Source organism: Salegentibacter mishustinae, assembly GCF_002900095.1.
GTDB lineage: Bacteria > Bacteroidota > Bacteroidia > Flavobacteriales > Flavobacteriaceae > Salegentibacter > Salegentibacter mishustinae.
On the sequence record NZ_LLKN01000001.1, the window covers coordinates 157,159 to 176,190 of the forward strand.

A 19,032-nucleotide genomic window follows, 5' to 3' on the forward strand; every position below is an offset into this window, starting at 1 on the left:
AGTTGAACAAAAAAAATTTAAAATTTAATATGCCTTGGCAAAAAGTACTCTTTGTTCTGAAGGTTTACCAGTAAGCACACAGCTTCCCGACTCCTTTTCGGAACCAAATGGTATACAGCGAATTGTGGCTTTGGTAAGGCCTTTTATTTTGTTTTCTGTCTCTGTAGTTCCATCCCAATGCGCAGAAATAAATCCGCCTTTAGATTTTAAAACTTTTTTAAATTCATCAAAAGAATTTACTTTGGTGATGTGATCATTTCTAAAATTATTCGCTTTCTCAAATAATGTTTCCTGGATTTCCACCATCAAATGCTTCACCTTCTCCACTACTTCAGTTTGATTTACAAACTCTTTAGTAAGCGTATCTCTTCTTGCCAGCTCTACACTCCCCTTTTCAAGGTCTTTTGGTCCAATTGCCAATCTAACCGGCACACCCTGTAATTCATACTGTGCAAATTTCCAACCTGGCTTTTGCGTATCTCTATCGTCATATTTCACCGAAATACCGGCTTCTTTAAGATCATCGGCAAGTTTATTCGCCACCTTAGAGATTTCCTGCAATTGCTCTTCTCCTTTATATATAGGTACAATTACCACCTGTGTAGGCGCTAAATTGGGAGGAAGTACTAATCCGTTATCATCACTATGCGTCATTATAAGCGCACCCATTAAGCGGGTAGAGACACCCCAGGATGTTGCCCAAACATTTTCTAACTTCCCTTCTTTAGAGGTGAATTTAACATCAAAAGCTTTTGCAAAGTTTTGACCTAAAAAGTGTGAAGTTCCTGCCTGCAAGGCTTTCCCGTCTTGCATCATTGCCTCAATACAGTAAGTTTCTACCGCACCGGCAAAGCGTTCAGCTTCAGTTTTAGTTCCTTTAATCACCGGCATTGCCATAAATTTTTCGGCAAATTCAGCGTAAATATTATTCATCAACTCTGTTTCTTCCAGTGCTTCCTGTTTGGTTGCGTGAGCGGTATGCCCTTCCTGCCAAAGAAACTCTGAAGTTCTTAGAAATAGACGCGTACGCATTTCCCAACGAACCACATTGGCCCATTGATTGATTTTTATAGGTAGATCTCTATAAGACTGGATCCAATTCTTATATGTATTCCAGATAATAGCTTCAGAAGTTGGTCTAACTACCAATTCTTCTTCCAGTTTAGCTTCCGGGTCTACTATTAATTTAGATTTATCGTTAGGATCGGTTTTCAAGCGGTAATGAGTAACCACAGCACATTCTTTCGCAAAGCCTTCAGCATTTTTTTCTTCAGCTTCAAAAAGATGCTTGGGCACAAAAAGTGGAAAATAGGCATTTTCATGGCCTGTTTCCTTAAACATTTTATCAAGCTGGGCCTGCATTTTTTCCCATATCGCGAAACCGTAGGGTTTTATAACCATACAACCTCTCACTGCGGAATTTTCAGCTAAATCAGCTTTTACCACCAATTCGTTGTACCATTTCGAATAATCTTCGCTTCTCTTGCTTAACTTTTTACTCATTCTATGTATTTGGCATAAATCTTGTGATTTTGTTAAACACAATCTAAATGCAAGTTTAGTTAGCGCAAAACTAACTATTTTTGTAATGTTCAACAATAAAATACTACGCTAATGATACGCAATTACGACTTACAAAAAAAAGCAATTCTTTTTGTTGCTCCTATGTTCTTGCTATTGTTAGCATCTTGCGGTTCTTACCAGTATTCTGGTTATGAAGACGGAATCTACGGTGATTCTGAACAGCAGCGAACAACTTCTGAAGAGCCATCCCAATATGCTAATAATAATCAGGATCAGGGCAACACTTACTACAAGAATCTTTTTTCAGAAAAATCTAAATTTTATGGCCAAATGGCCGATAATATCGTTTTTACCGATGTAGAATCTTATTCTTCTGCAGAAGGAGCTGAAGGAGAAGAAATCTATTACGAAGATCAGCAAACCTACAATACAGGCCGTGCTCCCTGGGGCGAAGATCCAGATCAATACACTATAAATATTTATAACACCGGTTGGAATGGAGGCTTTTTTAATCCCTGGGCTTGGAACAGTTTTGGATTTGGAAACTTTTATTATAACGACCTATGGTGGGATCCATTCTACGGTCCATGGGGTGGAGGTTTTGGCCCCTGGGGATTTGCAGGATATAGCCCCTGGCGCGGAGGTTTCTTAGGCCCATGGGGCGGTGGAGGTTTCGGCCCAAGATGGGGCTGGGGCAATCGCTTCGGATTTGGCTTTGGCTTTGGTGGATTTTACAATGGCTTTTGGAGAGGAGGTTTTGTAAACAACCCATATTATTGGTCTCGAAATAACTATAGGGATATAGCCTATAACAGCGGAAGAAGATCTAGCTACTCAGACTATACTTCTAATAGAAGAGAAAACGTTTCTGGCTTAAGAGACAATGAATCTTCTTACTCCAGAAGTATAAGAGCCATAAGAAGTAATCAAAATTCTGAGAGAAGTTACACAAGAAGCAATAACACTTCTAATGTTTATTCACGCTCTAGTAGAAGAAATGAACCAGCTCGAGTTAATACTTCTTCTACCAGAAGAAATTCTACTATAAATAGATCCAGTAGAAGTTCAAGATCAAACTCCACCTACAATAGATCTTCAAATAGATCTTCCAGAAGTAGTGGTACCGTGCGCAGTAGCTCAGGCAGCTCTAGAAGCTCAGGAACAAGAAGCTCTGGCGGAGGCCGTTCTTCATCTTCCAGAGGTGGTGGTAGAGGATAATAATCTTCTAATTAATAAAGCAATACAATAAATTAAAGAACCAACCTTACAGTATAAAGCTGTAAGGTTTTTTCTGAAATCATATATGAAGAGCTCGAGTCAGAACTCGAGAGTATAACACCCTCTAACAGGAATTAAATGAAAATTATGAAAAAGATTTTTTTAGTACTGGGTCTTTTATTTTTAGCAGGAAACACCCAGGCACAAAACATCACGGATGCATATAGATATAGCTCTGAAGAATTAAACGGAACCGCAAGATTTCGAGCTATGAGCGGTGCTTTTGGCGCCCTTGGCGGCGATCTATCGGCTATTAGCGTAAATCCAGCAAGTTCGGCTGTATTTTTAAATTCTTTTGGAACAATCACATTGGCGCATAGGTCTACTAGCAAAGAGGTAGATTATTTTGGAACAGGCACATCTAATGACAATTCAGATTTTAACTTTAATCAGGCGGGTGGTGTACTTATTTTTGATACTCGAAACGATAGCCCCTGGAGGAAATTCAGTTTAGGTCTTAATTACGAGCAAACCAATAATTTTGATGATGCTTATGTAGCAACCGGAGTAAGCCAGACTTCTATAGATCAATATTTTTTAAATTATGCAAACGGGGTTCCATTAAACTTACTACAAACCCAGGAAGGCGAGACAATTTCAGAGCTTTATTCCTTCTTAGGAGAAAATGAAGGTTTTGGCGCGCAGCAGGCATTTTTAGGTTACCAGGGTTTTGTTATAGATCAGGTAGATAATTCACCAGATAATACTTCTTACAATTCTTTTATAGGTTCGGGTAATTTTAATCAGGAATATCGAACTGTATCTACAGGCTTAAATGGAAAATTCTCCTTTAATTTTGGTACTCAGTATAAAGATTTCCTTTACCTGGGCGCAAACTTAAACACACATTTCCTAAATTTTGATCGTTCTACGAGGTTTAGAGAAACTAATAATAACGCGGGAAGCGCTACAAACGAAGTTAGATTTAACAATAACCTGAGCACTGTTGGCGACGGTTTTTCTTTCCAGTTAGGTGCCATCGCAAAAGTAAGCGAAAGGTTTAGAGTTGGAGCATCCTACCACTCTCCTACCTGGTTCAACATTACCGAAGAAGCTACCCAATATCTGGAAACTAATAATAACGCGAATGAACGTGTGATTGTAGACCCTAATGTTATTAATGTTTATCCAGACTATACTTTAAAAACACCCGGGAAGTTAACAGGAAGTCTTGCTGTACTCTTTGGCACAAAAGGTTTAATTAGTTTTGATTACTCTTACAAAGATTATTCAGCAACCGAATTTAGACCTACCGATGATCCTGAATTCCAGTTTCAGAACGAACTTATTTCAGCAGAACTGCAGCCGGTATCTACTTTTAGATTAGGTGGTGAATATAGAATTAGCAATTGGAGTTTAAGAGGTGGTTACCGCTATGAGCAAAGCCCTTATGCTAACGAAACTACCGTGGGCGATCTAACCGGTTATTCGGGAGGTATTGGTTATGATTTTGGAACTATGAAAATAAATTTAGCCTATACCAACGCACAATACGAGGAAAACCCAAGACTTTTTGAAAACGGCCTAACAAACTCCGCAAATATAAACAGGGATCTTTCTAATATTATTTTATCCCTAAGTTTCGGATTATAAAATTAAAGATTTATTCGTTTTGATCTATAAACGCCCTCAAAGGGGCGTTTTTTTATAATTATAATAATAGAAAACCAGCAACAAACAGGGGTATTAAACTATTTTTCAGTAACTTAGAGAACCTATTTATTTTAGCCTCATCTATCATAGCTGCATTACTAACACTTAATAAAACAGCTTATGAAATCAATTTTTTACTGGATGATGCTAATCCCTTTTTTAGTATTCTCCCAAGACCAACAAACTAACAATGAGGAATACCTTATTGTAGGAAGCGCTATCTATTCAGCTAAGAGCGACAAAATGAAAGAGTTTTCTGAAGGAATGAAAAACCACAACGAGCAATATCACGCTGAAGGTGCTATGGGTGTGCGAATTTTCACTATTATGAACGGTGAAAACGCCTATGATTATATGGCGGTTATGGGACCGATGCCCTGGAGCGCGTTAGACACTCCCAATCCAAATCAGGAAGCCCACGACCAGGACTGGGAAAATAATGTAGTACCTTATTTAGCCAGTGAAGAAGAAGTAACTTTCTGGAGATTTCACAATAATTTTTCTCATTTCCCTACAGACTTTGAAATGAGTAAACTAAGAGTTACCGTTTGGGATATTGCGCGAGGAAATTATGATGAGATGATTTCTAAATTAGAAAAAGTAACAAAAGTCTTAAAAGAAAAATCATCTGAAACGCCTTTTGGCATTTACACCAATGAATTCTCCTCTACCAAATCAGGTCAGGATTTATCTGTAGTCTATTTCTTTGATGACTTTGCCTGGTTAGGGAAAGATCAAAAACTTAAAGAGAAATTCGATGAAGTTCATGGCTCAGGTTCTTTTGATACTTTCGCACAGGAATGGATGGAAATTACCAACGGTGCCACACAAGAATTATGGATATACAACCAAAGCCTTAGCGGTATTGGGCCACAGGTGACTACCTCTACAGAAGATTAGAACATTTTTAGACCAATTATTCACAAAGCCTGCCTTGATAAATTCACGGCAGGCTTAATTATGAAATTCTTTTTAAAGATTTTCAATACTCAGCTAATACTACATCCATATGTTTTACCTAATCTTAAGCTTGAAAATTAGATTTTAATTACTGAAAAATTAAGAATTTCTTATCTTGTAAAAAATTAACGACCTATCATGTTTGAGTTTGACCAGGAAACCTGGATTTACTTCGCGCTCATAGCTGTTTTTCTCATTTATTTTATTTGGAATTCACGCAGGGCCAAAAAGAACCGAAAAGCCCGTAAAAACAGAAATTTCAGAAGGCGTTATATGGAACGCCGGAATGATGAAAAATCAAAAACCTAAATCTGAATACATATTGGCTTAAATCTTCGTTTTGTACCTTTGAAAGATAAATTCCCGTAGGCGAATTAAGCAAAAACAAAACATTATATGAAGATTTATACTAAAACCGGTGATAAAGGTACTACAGCACTATTTGGAGGTACGAGAGTTCCAAAGCATCATATTCGCATAGAGAGCTACGGCACGGTAGACGAGCTAAACTCTCACATTGGACTTATCCGCGATCAGGATACCGGAGAACATACTAAGAAAATATTGAGTAGAATTCAGGATAGACTCTTTACTATTGGCTCAACCCTGGCTACAGATCCAGAAAAGCAAAAATTGAAGAGCGGTAAAGACCGTTTAAGCATTCCGAAGATTTCAGCTGAAGATATTGAATTGCTGGAAAAAGAGATGGATAAAATGAATGAAGAACTTCCCGAAATGACTCATTTTATTCTTCCCGGCGGCCACCAGAGCGTGTCATTCTGTCACATAGCTCGTTGTGTTTGCCGTCGCGCAGAGCGGCTTGCTACGGCTTTATACGAAATCGAAGCTTTTGATGAGGCTGTATTACAATACCTGAATAGACTTTCTGACTATCTATTTGTGCTGGCACGGATGTTGTCTAAAAGATTACAGGCCGAAGAGGTGAAATGGATTCCTGAAAAATCATAAGATCTCAAGGCGCGAGCAAGGATTATTTACAAAACTACATCTGAGCTGCTCAAAGGAAATAACATCATATTTTCGTGACAATTCCTAGAGCGTTTAAATCTCGATAATGGAGTAAAATTTATAATTTTAGCGTAAGTTCTTAACAGTATTGATTAAATAATAGATTTTTTTCTTGGCTATTACCACAAAAAATTTATTTTTGCAAAAATAATAAACCTGATCAACCCATGTATTGGACTTTAGAATTAGCATCTTATTTAAGTGATGCACCCTGGCCAGCAACTAAAGACGAGTTAATTGACTATGCGATTAGAACCGGTGCTCCGTTAGAAGTAGTTGAGAACCTGCAGGCAATTGAAGATGAAGGAGACTCGTATGATTCTATTGAGGAAATTTGGCCCGATTATCCAACTGATGATGATTATCTTTGGAATGAAGATGAATATTAAATAACAGCACGCAAAAAATAGAAAAAAGTCTCCAAAGTGAGGCTTTTTTTTTGCGTACATTTGAACCCCGTATTAAACAAAAACTATTATGAGTTTTTTAAATTCTGTATTGAAAGTATTTGTTGGCGACAAATCAAAAAAAGACGTCAAAGAAATACAACCTATAGTCGATAAGATAAAGGCGCTGGAAGGTGAGTTTGAAGCCCTTTCTTTAGATGAACTTAGAGCTAAAACCACAAGTTTTAAAGCAAAGATCGCTGAAGCTTTAAAAGATATAAACAAGAAAATTGAAGACCTGGAAGCTGAGGCAGATGCCAATGACGATATTACGCGAAAGGAAGATATCTATGCTGAGATTGATGCATTAAAAGCAAAGTCTTATGAAGTATCAGAAGGCGTTTTAAATGATATCCTTCCCGAAGCTTTTGCTACCGTAAAAGAAACCGCCAAACGCTTCTTCCATAACGAACAACTTAAAGTTAAAGCATCAGAATATGATCGTGAACTTTCTGCCGAAAAAGACTATATAAACCTTGAGGGAGATCACGCTATTTGGAATAACTCCTGGGATGCTGCCGGAAAACCGGTAACCTGGGATATGATCCATTATGATGTGCAGCTAATTGGGGGTGTAGCAATGCACCAGGGAAAAATTGCAGAGATGCAAACCGGTGAAGGTAAAACTCTTGTAGCTACCTTACCAATGTACCTTAATGCCTTAACCGGGAATGGAGTGCACCTTGTAACGGTAAACGACTACCTGGCCAAAAGGGATAGCGCCTGGATGGCTCCTATTTTTCAATTTCACGGCCTAAGTGTAGATTGTATAGATTACCACAGGCCAAACTCTGCTGCCAGAAGAAAAGCCTATAATGCCGATATCACCTACGGAACCAATAATGAATTCGGTTTCGATTATTTGCGTGATAATATGTCTCACGCGCCAGACGATTTGGTGCAGCGTCCACATAATTTTGCTATCGTAGATGAGGTAGATTCAGTGTTAGTAGATGATGCCCGTACTCCACTTATTATTTCGGGACCTATTCCAAAAGGAGATGTGCACGAATTTAATGAGTTAAAACCGGCAATTTCCAATATTGTAGAGTTACAACGTAAGCATCTTACCAAGGTTTTTGCTGAAGCTAAAAAGCTTATCAAAGAAGGAAATACCAAAGACGGTGCTTTTCTATTATTAAGAGTTTACCGCGGACTTCCTAAAAATAAGGCACTAATTAAATTCCTAAGTGAAGAAGGTATAAAGCAACTACTGCAAAAGACCGAAAATCACTATATGCAGGATAATAACCGCGAAATGCCTAAAGTAGACGCGGATCTTTATTTCACTATTGAAGAGAAAAACAATCAAATAGACCTTACAGACAAAGGTATTGATTACCTTTCTGCCGATGGAGATGCCGATTTTTTTGTATTGCCAGAAATGGGAATGGAAATCGCCAAAATCGAAAAAGAAGGACTTTCTAAAGAAGAAGAGGCTCAGAAAAAAGAAGAGCTTTTTAGAGATTACAGTGTAAAAAGTGAGCGTATTCACACCCTACGCCAATTGCTTAAAGCTTACACCCTATTCGAAAAAGACGACGAATATGTGGTGATAGATAACAAGGTGAAAATCGTTGACGAGCAAACCGGCCGTATTATGGACGGGCGTCGTTATAGCGATGGTTTACACCAGGCAATTGAAGCCAAGGAAAATGTAAAGATTGAAGACGCTACTCAAACTTTTGCTACGGTAACCCTTCAGAATTACTTTAGAATGTACAGCAAGTTATCGGGTATGACCGGTACAGCTGTAACTGAAGCTGGAGAATTCTGGGAAATCTATGAATTGGATGTAGTAGAAATTCCTACCAACCGCCCAATTGCAAGAAACGATAAAGACGATTTGGTTTACAAAACCAAACGAGAAAAATACAATGCGGTTATAGATCACGTAACCGATCTTTCTAATGCCGGAAGACCGGTGCTTATTGGTACAACCTCGGTAGAAATTTCAGAATTACTTTCAAGGATGCTGAAATTAAGAAATGTACCCCATAACGTGCTTAACGCGAAATTACACAAAAGAGAGGCCGATATTGTTGCTGAAGCCGGTAAATCTGGAATTGTAACAATCGCCACAAACATGGCAGGTCGTGGTACCGATATTAAACTAAGTAAAGAAGTAAAAGAAGCCGGTGGTTTGGCTATTGTAGGTACAGAGCGTCACGATTCACGACGTGTAGACCGCCAGTTAAGGGGTCGTGCAGGCCGTCAGGGAGATCCGGGAAGTTCACAGTTTTATGTTTCTTTGGAAGATAACTTAATGCGTCTATTTGGTTCTGAAAGGATCGCCAAATTAATGGATAAAATGGGTCTGGAAGAAGGTGAAGTAATTCAGCATTCTATGATCTCTAAATCTATTGAACGTGCACAGAAAAAGGTAGAAGAAAATAACTTCGGAATAAGAAAGCGTTTGCTCGAATATGATGATGTGATGAATGCGCAGCGTGAAGTAATTTACAAACGTCGTTACCACGCGTTATTTGGAGACAGGCTTAAGGTTGATATCGCTAATATGATCTTTGATACTTCTGAAGCGATTACCGAGAACAATAAAGTTGCCCAGGATTATAAGAATTTTGAATTTGAACTAATTAGGTACTTCTCTATGAGTGCCCCGGTTTCAGAACAAGAATTCGAGAAAATGGGCGTTCAAAAAATTGCCGGAATTGTTTATAAAGAAGCCTATAAACATTACCAGCAAAAAATGGAGCACAGCGCTTCCAGAGCATTCCCGGTAATTAAGAATGTTTACGAAGATGAAAGCAACAACTTTGAAAGAATTTCGGTTCCATTTTCAGATGGTCAAAAAACACTTCAGGTAGTTACTAATCTTGAAAAAGCTTACGAAACCGAAGGTGTTCAACTTGTTAAAGATTTCGAAAAAAATATAAGTCTTGCTATTATAGATGATTCTTGGAAAACTCATCTTCGTAAAATGGATGAGTTAAAACAAAGCGTTCAGCTGGCTGTTCACGAGCAAAAAGATCCTTTATTGATCTATAAATTTGAAGCTTTTGAATTGTTTAAAGCTATGCTAGACCAGGTAAACCGTGATGTGATTTCTTTCCTTTTCAAAGGTGAAATTCCTGAAGGAAATGTTTCTAACATTCACGAAGCAAGACAACGCAAAAAAGAAAAGGTAGAAACCCAGAAGGAAGAAATTCCTAATATAGATGAAAGAGCCGCTCAAAGTCGTGCTGCAGGGAACACCCAACAGCAACGCAAACCACAGGTAACCGAAACCATTACAAGAGACCAACCTAAAATTGGTCGTAATGATAAAGTGACTATTAAAAATGTGATGAGTGGAGAAAATAAAACGCTAAAATACAAACAAGCGATTCCGCTTATTGAAAAAGGAGATTGGGTTGTAGTAAACCAATAATCTAATTTCAATTCCTTTTAATAGGGCTGTCTAAAATTCCGAAAAATGGAAGCTTTTAGACAGCCCTTTCTTTTTTCGCCTATTTTTTTGAGTAAATTAGCTTTTCAACTAATCAATCAAAAAAATGAAAAAATACGAAATAGAAATAAAATGGGGAGTGATCTTTTTCGCGGCTTCCCTACTTTGGATGTATTTTGAAAAACTAATGGGGTGGCACGATGTGTTAATTGCCAAACATCCTATCTACTCAAACTTTTTCGGCCTAATTGCAATCGCGATTTACTTATTTGCCATTCACGATAAAAGAAAGAATTTTTTCCGCGGAAAAATGAGTTGGAAACAAGGCTTCGTTTCGGGAGTTATTTTAAGCATTGTAATTGCGCTCCTCTCCCCTATTGGCACATTAATTACTCATTATTTAATTACGCCCGAATTTTTTGACAATGCTATAGAAAGCAGTGTAGCGAGAAATGCAATGAGCCAGAAGGATGCCGAGGCTTACTTTAACCTCAACTCATACATAGTGCAATCTATAGCAGGAGCATTAATGATGGGCGTGGTAACAGCAGCAATTGTGGCTCTTATTTTAAAAAAGAAATAATCAGGAATTTCTAAGTTTTAGTAGATAATTGGGATCTGGACAATTTTGCAAATAAAAGTCCAGGTCTCTTCTTGAAGTTACTCCCGGAAAATCACCTATTTTTTCCTTCATTTCCTCTATGATCTGGAAATGTAAATGTGGGGCATAATCCCCGTTTTCTTCGGCGGTGCCCAACTGGCCTATTTTCTCTCCTTTTTTAATAGAAGTTCCAAGAATCAAATTTTCTAAAGAAGCCCGACTTAAATGACCATAAAGAGAATAGAATTTCTTCTCTTCAAATGTATGTTCAAGAATAATTGTTGGTCCGTAATCGCCAAAATTGGTATTATCATTAAAGCTATGAATTTTACCATCCAGAACCGCTAAAACATCAGTATAAGCATCAGCCCAAAAATCCAGACCCAAATGAATATTTCTATTTGAGTCTTCATCTTCTGAGGCTGTAAAAAGTTCACTTCTTTTATATAATTTTCGAACTTCAGAATAACCTCCAAAAGCGACTTTTTTTCCGAAGGCATTTAAATATTCAGCTATATAATTAGAAAAAGCCCGGGAAGAAGAAACATCTACTTTCCCGAGCTCTACATTATCTTCAGATAAATCTATTACTATATAATCTTCTTCCTTTAAATTCACGTCTAAAACCTGGGTAAACCCAGAAGTTAGCTGCGAAAGAAATTCAGAAAAATTGGTAGTTTCCATAAGCGATCTTATAAACGCTTTGTTGTTTATAAGATCGCAAAATACAGTATGAAATCTAATTTAACAAGACTTCGCTAAAATTAGCTTTAATACTAATATTCCCACCTGCATCTTTTGATTTATGATACCCACTAAGTTTTTTATTATCGTAAGACTCACTGCTTGTTAGCTTCAAAGCATTAGGATGCTTAATATCACTTTGCGTGCCGCTATACATAAAGTTAAACGCCGAAGAAGGCAAACCTAATTCTAAATCGCTATTCTCTAAATTTATATCCAGGTTTTTAAAATTAGGGCCAAGGCTTACAATATTGAGTTCACCAAAATTCCCCGACAAGATTCCGGTATCTTGCAGCTCATTGATATTCACATTGCTTGAATTTGAAGTGAGTTTAATGCTTTTAACTTTATTAATTTTAAAGTTCTTTACATACTTGGCATCCATAATTCCGTAAGACCAATAGTTGATATTCACGGGCGTATAGGCTGCTTCAACATTGGTGTTTTTCCCATTTATCCTATCGGCGTTAAGTTTACTATGAGAAAGATCTGCTCGCAAATTATTAGTGCTTCCAGAAAGTTTAACCTCTCCGTGACGAACATCAAGCTTTAGTTTAGCGTTTTTGGGCATTTTCACCTTAATGGTTTTTTTAGCCTTAGAATTATTTAAAACTATCACTTTACTTTTCCCTTTTTCATCTTCTCCAAAACGAGCTTCCATTTGTGCGCCAAAAGATTCGCCCCAGGCTTCCATATCTTTCCCAAAGCTTTCTGCCCATTTCTCCATAGACTTTTCCAGCTCCTCCTCGTTTATTTCCATTTTCATTTCAAAATTCTTCTCCCACTTCTCTGCATTTTTTTCAAATTGGCTTGCCCATTTTTCCATAGATTTTTCAAAGTCATCTCCAAAATTGGCTTCTACCTCTTTTTCAAACTTTGCCAGATATTCATCGCCGTCTTTTTGATAGGCTTCATAGTCAAATTTTATTTTTCCCATTTTCTCACTAAATTCTGGCGGAAGCGGCGCCCCCATACCTTCACCCATGCTTTCTCCCATACTTTGTAATAAAGGTGTTACCAGATTATTCATTAGCGGTTCCAGCATCTGCGGAAGGCTGGCCAGCGGTTTTTCCAATCCGCTTAGATCTATATCTCCATTCCACTGCATTCCCCCACCGGAAGAAATATTAACTGTAGAAGCATTTCCTGAAGTATTCAATTTCCAGGCAGCCAGAAGTTCTTCTGTCTTTTCTTTTGCAAGCTCACCGGTTTCTAAAGTAGCTTCTATTTGAACTTCATTTTTATCCCAGTAATCTACCACGATATTAGTATGACTGGCATCTATTTTCACTTCTACATTATCTGAAGTTTTATAAGTTTTATTTAACTTCTTTGTTTGGGCACTAAGCACTACCGGAAGGCAAAGGGCTAGTGCGAACATTAAATTATACCTCGTAGTTTTCATATTCTTTGTCTTGTGATTGTTTAATTTCTTTTAATTTATTCTTCAGCTTATACAGCAAATCCAATCTTAATTGAAGGTTCGCGATCATTGCCTCTAAAGTTTCTTCGTTTGGCCCCGTTTCTTTTATCTCTGTGTTTAGTCTTTGATATTCTTTATCTAACTCAGCCATTTGCTTCATAAAAGAATCTATAAGCGCTTTATTCTCTGGGGTAATATTGATTTTGGAAAGCTCAATATTGAGACTCGCCATATAATAATCTTCAATTTTTTTGAATTCAGGAGAAACCTCACTTAGTTGAAAGTTATGCTCAGCAGGTTCTAATTTATCTTCTTTTTCTTCGGAAGGTTTTTCAGTTGGAGTATCAACCACCGAAGGGCTGTTGGTAAAATTATCACCACCAGAATTCAGAAAAAAGAATCCTACTCCCAGCGCTACAACCAGTACGGCTGCGATCTTTAGAAAAAAGAAAGAATTTTGTTCTTTTTTCTTCGGAAACTCCTTCTCAAGACGATCTTCAAATCGTTTTTGATGCCCTTTGGGTAATGTATTGGGTTTGGGCTCCTTTTCATTTTTAAACATTTCCCTAATATCCTGTGCCATTTTTTATAGTCTTTAATTCTTGCTGCAATTTTTTCTTACCTCTGTGTACTAACGTCCGCGAGGCTACCGGACTGATATTTAAAATCTCTGATATTTCTTCGTGATCATAACCTTCCATTAAGAACAACATCAACGGATATTTATATTTCTCCGGCAGGTTTTCCATACTTTGCTTTATTTCTTCCATCCCAATACCATCATCTACCTGCCAATTATCGTCTTCTTCTGCGCTGCTTAGTACCTGCTCGTTTATGGCCACTAACTCCATTTTTTTCGCCTTTAACTTGTCTATGCATTTGTTAATTACAATGCGCTTAAGCCAGGCGCCAAAAGTGACTTCTCCCGTAAATTGTTGCAGCTTAGCAAAGGCTTTTATAAAAGCTTCCTGCATCGCGTCTTCCGCTTCAAACGGATCTTTCAAAAAACGTAAGGCCACATAATGCATTCCCTGGCAGTATTGATTATAGAGCTTAAGCTGCGCCCTGCGATCATTATTTTTACAGGCTTCTATTAATTTATGCTGTATCATTTTTGATGGTTGATTTCATCCACTACATGGGATTTAATATTCTGGATACAAGCAACGAAACATTTTGGTTGGTTTTCAAAACAGTCGGCTTTTACCAGCTTGGTTTCATTATAAAGACGAAGCTATTTTTCTAATGTTGCAAGCTTCTATTTATTTTTAGTTGAAAATACGTTTTTTCGCTTTCATTCCTGGAAAATGAAGTTTGCACGCTTTTTGAATTAGATATTGTAAATTGGAGTAATAATGAAAAAACCGGTAAAGACTTTCTTGAAAATGGGTGGCATTATTCTAGTGCTTACTACAGTAATTTTACTGATTTTGCGCTATAACACAAAAGCTCATAGCCCGGAAGACACAGTATCTTATACTGAGAAAGATTTAAAAATGGAGGTTTTCTACAACCGACCTTATAAAAAAGACCGGGATATTTTCGGCAACCTGGTACCCTATAATGAAGTTTGGCGAACGGGAGCGAATGAAGCTACTACTTTTGAAACCAATAAAGATATTATGGTAGACGGCTCTCTTTTAAAGGCCGGAAAATATACCTTATGGACGATCCCCATGGAAAATTCATGGAAAGTGATTTTTAATGAAAAAATGTACCCGTGGGGAATCAACCTGGAAGAAGAAGCTTATCGTGATCCCAAATCTGATGCATTGGTATTAGAAGTTCCTACCCAGGAGCTAAGAAAAACCCAGGAGCAATTCACAATTAGGTTCGATAAACAAAATGAATTTGTTTTACTGAAACTAGGCTGGGATCATACTTTAATCAGCGTTCCTATAAAACCCGAAAAAGCATAAAAAAGGCTGTTTGTAGTTTTAATTAAGATCTCGTCATTCTGAATTTATTTCAGAATCTAATATTTGATTTTAACGTATTAGAACCTGAAACCAGTTCAGGTTGACGAAGAAATAAAACTTCAAACAGCCTTTAAATTTTAAATGAAAATATTCCTAATCTTCGTCTACCAAAAGATTAAGAGTAACATCTATATTATCTCTGGTCGCTCTGGAATAAGGACAAACTTCGTGTGCTTCATTTACAATCTTCTCACCGGTTTCAACGTCTACACCAGGCAAAAAACAATCTAAAGTCACAGAGAGTTGTAGATTTTCTTCTTCGGTCAAGCCTAATTTAACCACTGCACTTACACTAAGATCTTCACCTAATTCGATATCGTGTTTTTTAGCTACTTGTTGTAGAGCTCCTCCAAAACAGGCAGAATAACCTGCACCAAACAATTGTTCTGGATTAGTGAAATCGCCACCATCTCCACCCATAGACTTAGGCATACTTAATTTTACATCCAGTTTTCCATCGTCACTTTTGGCGTGGCCTTTTCTTGCTCCTTTGGTGGTTACTGTTGTTTTATACAAATTTTTCATCGTTATTTAAGTTATATTAATTAGGCTTGAATATACCAAGCAAAAACAAGGCTCACAAAGATCGAATTCATAAATTTGTCATAAATAACCTAGGTTTTGAGCAAGCAGAAACATCAATCAGCACTACATGAATCGGACAGTAAGCCGGCATCAGTAAATGTAAACCCCAATTCGGCTCAAAAGATAAGGGCTTCCCGAAAAAGTAAATTTTCAGAAGAAAATCTTCTTCAGCAATTATTAGATGGAAATAAAAGTGCTTTAGGGCGTGCCATTACTTTGGTAGAAAGCAATCAATTTTCTCACAGAGAAAAAGCGCAGCAACTTTTGGAAGGTGCCCTGCCTTATTCTCAAAAATCTATCAGGATTGGAATTACCGGTGTACCAGGTGTAGGCAAAAGCACTTTTATAGAAAGCTTTGGCTCCTATTTAATTAAGCAGGGTAAAAAAGTAGCGGTATTAGCCGTAGATCCCAGCAGCAGTGTTTCTCACGGCAGCATTTTAGGTGATAAAACCAGGATGGAGAACCTGGTCACAGAAGAAAATGCCTTTATAAGGCCATCGGCTTCCGGAACTTCTTTAGGTGGCGTAGCTAAAAAAACCCGGGAAAGTATTGTTCTATGTGAAGCTGCAGGATTTGATGTAATCTTAATTGAAACGGTGGGTGTGGGCCAAAGTGAAACCACGGTTCACAGTATGACCGATTTCTTTTTATTGCTAAAATTAGCCGGTGCGGGAGATGAATTACAAGGCATAAAACGGGGAATTATAGAAATGGCCGATGCGATTGTTATCAACAAAGCTGATGGAGATAATATAAAAGCGGCCCGCGAAGCCAAACTCGAGTTTAATAGAGCCCTTCAACTTTATGCTTCAAAAGAAAGTGGCTGGAAACCAAAAGTAGCACTTAGCAGTGCGCTAGAGCAAACCGGAATAGACAGTGTTTGGGAACTCATTAAAGAATTTGAAAAGCTGGGAAAAGAAAATGGTTTTTTCCTGAAAAATAGAAAAGAGCAGAATAAATTCTGGCTTTTACAAACTATGAACGAACATCTAAAGAATCGTTTTTATCAAAATCCTGTAATGAAAAACGAACTTGAAATTCAACTAAAAGCTATTGAAAACAATAAAGTCACAGCCTTTGCCGCTGCAGATCTTTTAATTGAAAAGTTTGAAAATCTAGCTTAAGAGTTTTTAAATATTTGAAGCTGTACCCAGTCGTGCATTTTATAGAATACAAAACCTAAAAGTGCTCCAATAAGCATTCCTACAATAATATCTCCCGGATAATGTACACCAAGGTAAACCCGGCTGTATGCCACCAGTAGCGCCCAGCCTACTAACCAAAGTATCATCTTTGGAATAACTTTTCGAAACAGTAAGCCAAGAAATACCGCTACTCCCATAGAATTTGCCGCGTGAGCAGAAAAGAAACCGTAAGAGCCACAGCGAACCGCTACAAAGCGAGCATATTCCATCACGCCTTCCTGTCTGCAAGGTCTTAGGCGCTCAAAACCATCTTTAAATACATTTCCTAATTGATCTGTAGCCGTAATTAATAACGTGATAAAAACCACCGTTATCAAACTGGGTTTCCATCCAAACTTTTTAAAAATAAGGAACAGAAGTAAAGCATATAATGGAATTGCTGTCCATTTATCGGTAATAAGCAACCACAGCCAATCCCATGATTCGTTGCCCAGATTGTTGAGCCACAGAAATAACTGGTGATCTAATTCAATTAATCTATCCATTAATCTTCTTCGTATCGGGCAATTTCCCTATCGTAAAATTCTGAAGCTTCTTTGATAAGATTTTCGGTTTCGTTTTCCAATTCCTTTTCATCGTGCTGGTCAAACTCCTCTAACCATTCTACCTCATCGTTTTCAAGGTTGATAATGAAACGAGGAAATTCAGTATGTACTACGAAAATAGCAGTAGGATAATCGGTATTATCACCGAGTAAAAATTTAGGAAAATCCATAATTATATTTTTGATTGCGCAAGATTCGACTCTTGCAAAATAAGTTTTTTTGATAAATAGTGAAATCGAATGTACAACATTAATGCCGAAGCAGAGAGCCCGGCCAGCAGTCCTAACCAAATTCCCATGCTTCCAAGGTTTTCTGCTTTTCCAAAATACCAGGACACGGGAAAACCAATAATCCAATAAGAGATAAAACAAATAATTGTTGGGATTCTTACATCCTGGAGTCCTCTTAAAGCTCCTAAAATAACCACCTGTAATCCATCACTTAGTTGAAATAAAGCCGCTATCACTAATAATTGTGCGGCCAGTAAAATAACCTCAACATTATCAAGATAAAAAGTAGGAAGCCAATCTTTCAGTAAAATAAAACCAAGGGCAAAGACCGCTTCAATTAAAAAGACCAGTAAAAAGGTAGACATAGCAATTCTACGCAAATCTTTAAAATTGGCAAGTCCCTTTTGATTCCCCACTCTAATGGTTGCCGTTACACCAAGTCCCACGGCTATCATAAATGTCATGGAAACCAGGTTTAACGCAATTTGGTTTGCCGCCTGCGGATTAGTTCCCAGCAACCCTGCAAGGAACACGGTAGCGGTAAAAATCCCGACTTCAAAAAGCATTTGTAATGCCGTTGGAAAACCAAGGTTTAATAAGCGTTTAAACACATCAGAATTTAAAGATTCCTTCTTTCCCCATTTAAAATATTCAGCAAATTTCTTTTTACGTCTCAAAATTTCCCAAACAAACCAGAGCATAAAGAAACGAGAAATCAAAGTCCCAATTGCTGCACCTTCCAGCTCCAGTCTTGGAAAGATCCAAATTCCGTAGATAAGAAGATAATTAAATACCACGTTTACCACATTTGCAATTAGAGTAGCATACATCGCATATTTAGTTTGCGAAAGTCCATCTGCAAATTGCTTAAATGCCTGAAATATCATTAAAGGAATCATTGAAAAGGCAACAATATTGAGATAAGGAATAGCAAGTTCTACCACCTCTGGCGGCTGATCTAAATAGTACAATACAGGTTTCGCAATTAATAGCGCAATAAATAATAAGATGCCATTAATAGTACATAAAATAGCCCCGTGATGAAAGTAACTGCGCCCTTTTTGAATATCTCCGGCTCCATCAGCTTCAGCAATTAAGGGAGTAATCGCAAAAGAAAAACCAATTCCCAGCGAAAGCGCAATAAATACCATAGAATTTCCCAGGGAAACCGCCGCAAGCGGAGCAGGCCCAAGTTGCCCTATCATTAAATTATCTACCAATCCTACCAACACATGGCCTAGCTGACCGAGCATTACGGGAAAAGCAATGTGTAAATTTTTGTTGAATTCTTTAGTGTAGGCGCTTAGTTGCAAAACATAAATTTTGCCGGCAAAGATAGGATGATTTTACTCGATAATCGCGGTTAAATGCTCAGAGACTTTCCTGGAAATCAAATTATATTTTACAATAATAATGCTTC

18 protein-coding genes are annotated in these 19,032 nt (G+C 37.6%); 9 read left to right on the forward strand and 9 right to left on the reverse strand.

Annotated elements, in window-relative coordinates:
- Positions 1–24: 24 nt before the first annotated feature.
- Positions 25–1,503 carry a proline--tRNA ligase gene (proS, locus tag APB85_RS00820; protein WP_057480261.1) on the reverse strand — a complete coding sequence of 493 codons (1,479 nt, stop codon included), beginning with the start codon at positions 1,501–1,503 and terminating at the stop codon, positions 25–27.
- Positions 1,504–1,614: 111 nt separating this feature from the next.
- On the opposite strand from proS, the gene APB85_RS00825 reads away from it, so the two are divergent.
- The 7 genes from APB85_RS00825 (at position 1,615) to APB85_RS00855 (ending at position 10,882) form a co-directional block, all read left to right on the forward strand.
- The gene (locus tag APB85_RS00825; protein WP_057480262.1) at positions 1,615–2,742 is read left to right on the forward strand and encodes a hypothetical protein; all 1,128 of its coding nucleotides are present in this window, start codon (positions 1,615–1,617) and stop codon (positions 2,740–2,742) included.
- A 147-nt stretch (positions 2,743–2,889) separates the two neighbouring features.
- A complete protein-coding gene (locus APB85_RS00830) occupies positions 2,890–4,395 on the forward strand; it encodes an OmpP1/FadL family transporter (protein ID WP_057480263.1) in 1,506 nt (501 codons plus the stop codon).
- 180 nt (positions 4,396–4,575) lie between these two features.
- On the forward strand, positions 4,576–5,355 hold the full coding sequence (locus tag APB85_RS00835; RefSeq protein WP_111327962.1) for a hypothetical protein: 780 nt from the start codon (positions 4,576–4,578) through the stop codon (positions 5,353–5,355).
- Between the two features lie 456 nt (positions 5,356–5,811).
- Positions 5,812–6,384, forward strand: coding sequence for a cob(I)yrinic acid a,c-diamide adenosyltransferase (locus APB85_RS00840; protein WP_057480265.1), 573 nt, complete (start codon positions 5,812–5,814; stop codon positions 6,382–6,384).
- 227 nt (positions 6,385–6,611) lie between these two features.
- Complete coding sequence (locus tag APB85_RS00845; RefSeq protein ID WP_013070580.1) at positions 6,612–6,833, forward strand: DUF2795 domain-containing protein; 222 nt, start codon at positions 6,612–6,614, stop codon at positions 6,831–6,833.
- An 88-nt stretch (positions 6,834–6,921) separates the two neighbouring features.
- Positions 6,922–10,281: a preprotein translocase subunit SecA gene (gene secA, locus APB85_RS00850; protein ID WP_057480266.1), complete on the forward strand. Its 3,360-nt coding sequence runs from the start codon at positions 6,922–6,924 to the stop codon at positions 10,279–10,281.
- A 124-nt stretch (positions 10,282–10,405) separates the two neighbouring features.
- The gene (locus tag APB85_RS00855; RefSeq protein ID WP_057480267.1) at positions 10,406–10,882 is read left to right on the forward strand and encodes a DUF4199 domain-containing protein; all 477 of its coding nucleotides are present in this window, start codon (positions 10,406–10,408) and stop codon (positions 10,880–10,882) included.
- Here APB85_RS00855 and APB85_RS00860 read toward each other — a convergent pair whose 3' ends face one another.
- Genes APB85_RS00860 through APB85_RS00875 form a run of 4 tightly spaced genes read right to left on the reverse strand, consistent with a single transcriptional unit; the run spans position 10,883 to position 14,179 of the window.
- Positions 10,883–11,584, reverse strand: a complete 702-nt coding sequence (locus tag APB85_RS00860) for a peptidoglycan DD-metalloendopeptidase family protein (protein WP_057480268.1) — start codon at positions 11,582–11,584, stop codon at positions 10,883–10,885.
- Positions 11,585–11,639: 55 nt separating this feature from the next.
- Entirely contained in the window at positions 11,640–13,049 is a 1,410-nt protein-coding gene (locus APB85_RS00865) for a DUF4097 family beta strand repeat-containing protein (RefSeq protein WP_057480269.1), read from the reverse strand.
- Positions 13,030–13,650, reverse strand: a complete 621-nt coding sequence (locus tag APB85_RS00870) for a hypothetical protein (RefSeq protein ID WP_057480270.1) — start codon at positions 13,648–13,650, stop codon at positions 13,030–13,032. Before APB85_RS00870 ends, APB85_RS00865 begins: the two co-directional genes overlap by 20 nt.
- Positions 13,634–14,179 carry an RNA polymerase sigma factor gene (locus tag APB85_RS00875; protein WP_057480271.1) on the reverse strand — a complete coding sequence of 182 codons (546 nt, stop codon included), beginning with the start codon at positions 14,177–14,179 and terminating at the stop codon, positions 13,634–13,636. Before APB85_RS00875 ends, APB85_RS00870 begins: the two co-directional genes overlap by 17 nt.
- A 243-nt stretch (positions 14,180–14,422) precedes the next feature.
- On the opposite strand from APB85_RS00875, the gene APB85_RS00880 reads away from it, so the two are divergent.
- Positions 14,423–14,986, forward strand: coding sequence for a DUF2911 domain-containing protein (locus APB85_RS00880; RefSeq protein ID WP_057480272.1), 564 nt, complete (start codon positions 14,423–14,425; stop codon positions 14,984–14,986).
- Positions 14,987–15,139: 153 nt separating this feature from the next.
- On the opposite strand, the gene APB85_RS00885 is transcribed toward APB85_RS00880, so the two are convergent.
- Complete coding sequence (locus APB85_RS00885; RefSeq protein ID WP_057480273.1) at positions 15,140–15,571, reverse strand: organic hydroperoxide resistance protein; 432 nt, start codon at positions 15,569–15,571, stop codon at positions 15,140–15,142.
- Between the two features lie 96 nt (positions 15,572–15,667).
- On the opposite strand from APB85_RS00885, the gene meaB reads away from it, so the two are divergent.
- Positions 15,668–16,756, forward strand: coding sequence for a methylmalonyl Co-A mutase-associated GTPase MeaB (meaB, locus tag APB85_RS00890; RefSeq protein ID WP_057480274.1), 1,089 nt, complete (start codon positions 15,668–15,670; stop codon positions 16,754–16,756).
- On the opposite strand, the gene APB85_RS00895 is transcribed toward meaB, so the two are convergent.
- From APB85_RS00895 to APB85_RS00905, 3 genes are read right to left on the reverse strand one after another with little or no spacing between them, the layout of a single operon-like run.
- Positions 16,753–17,322, reverse strand: coding sequence for a phosphatase PAP2 family protein (locus APB85_RS00895; protein WP_057480275.1), 570 nt, complete (start codon positions 17,320–17,322; stop codon positions 16,753–16,755). The genes meaB and APB85_RS00895 overlap by 4 nt on opposite strands.
- Positions 17,322–17,552, reverse strand: coding sequence for a hypothetical protein (locus tag APB85_RS00900; RefSeq protein WP_057480276.1), 231 nt, complete (start codon positions 17,550–17,552; stop codon positions 17,322–17,324). The genes APB85_RS00895 and APB85_RS00900 overlap by 1 nt, the downstream gene beginning before the upstream one ends.
- A 2-nt stretch (positions 17,553–17,554) precedes the next feature.
- Entirely contained in the window at positions 17,555–18,925 is a 1,371-nt protein-coding gene (locus tag APB85_RS00905; protein ID WP_057480277.1) for an MATE family efflux transporter, read from the reverse strand.
- Positions 18,926–19,032 lie beyond the last annotated feature (107 nt).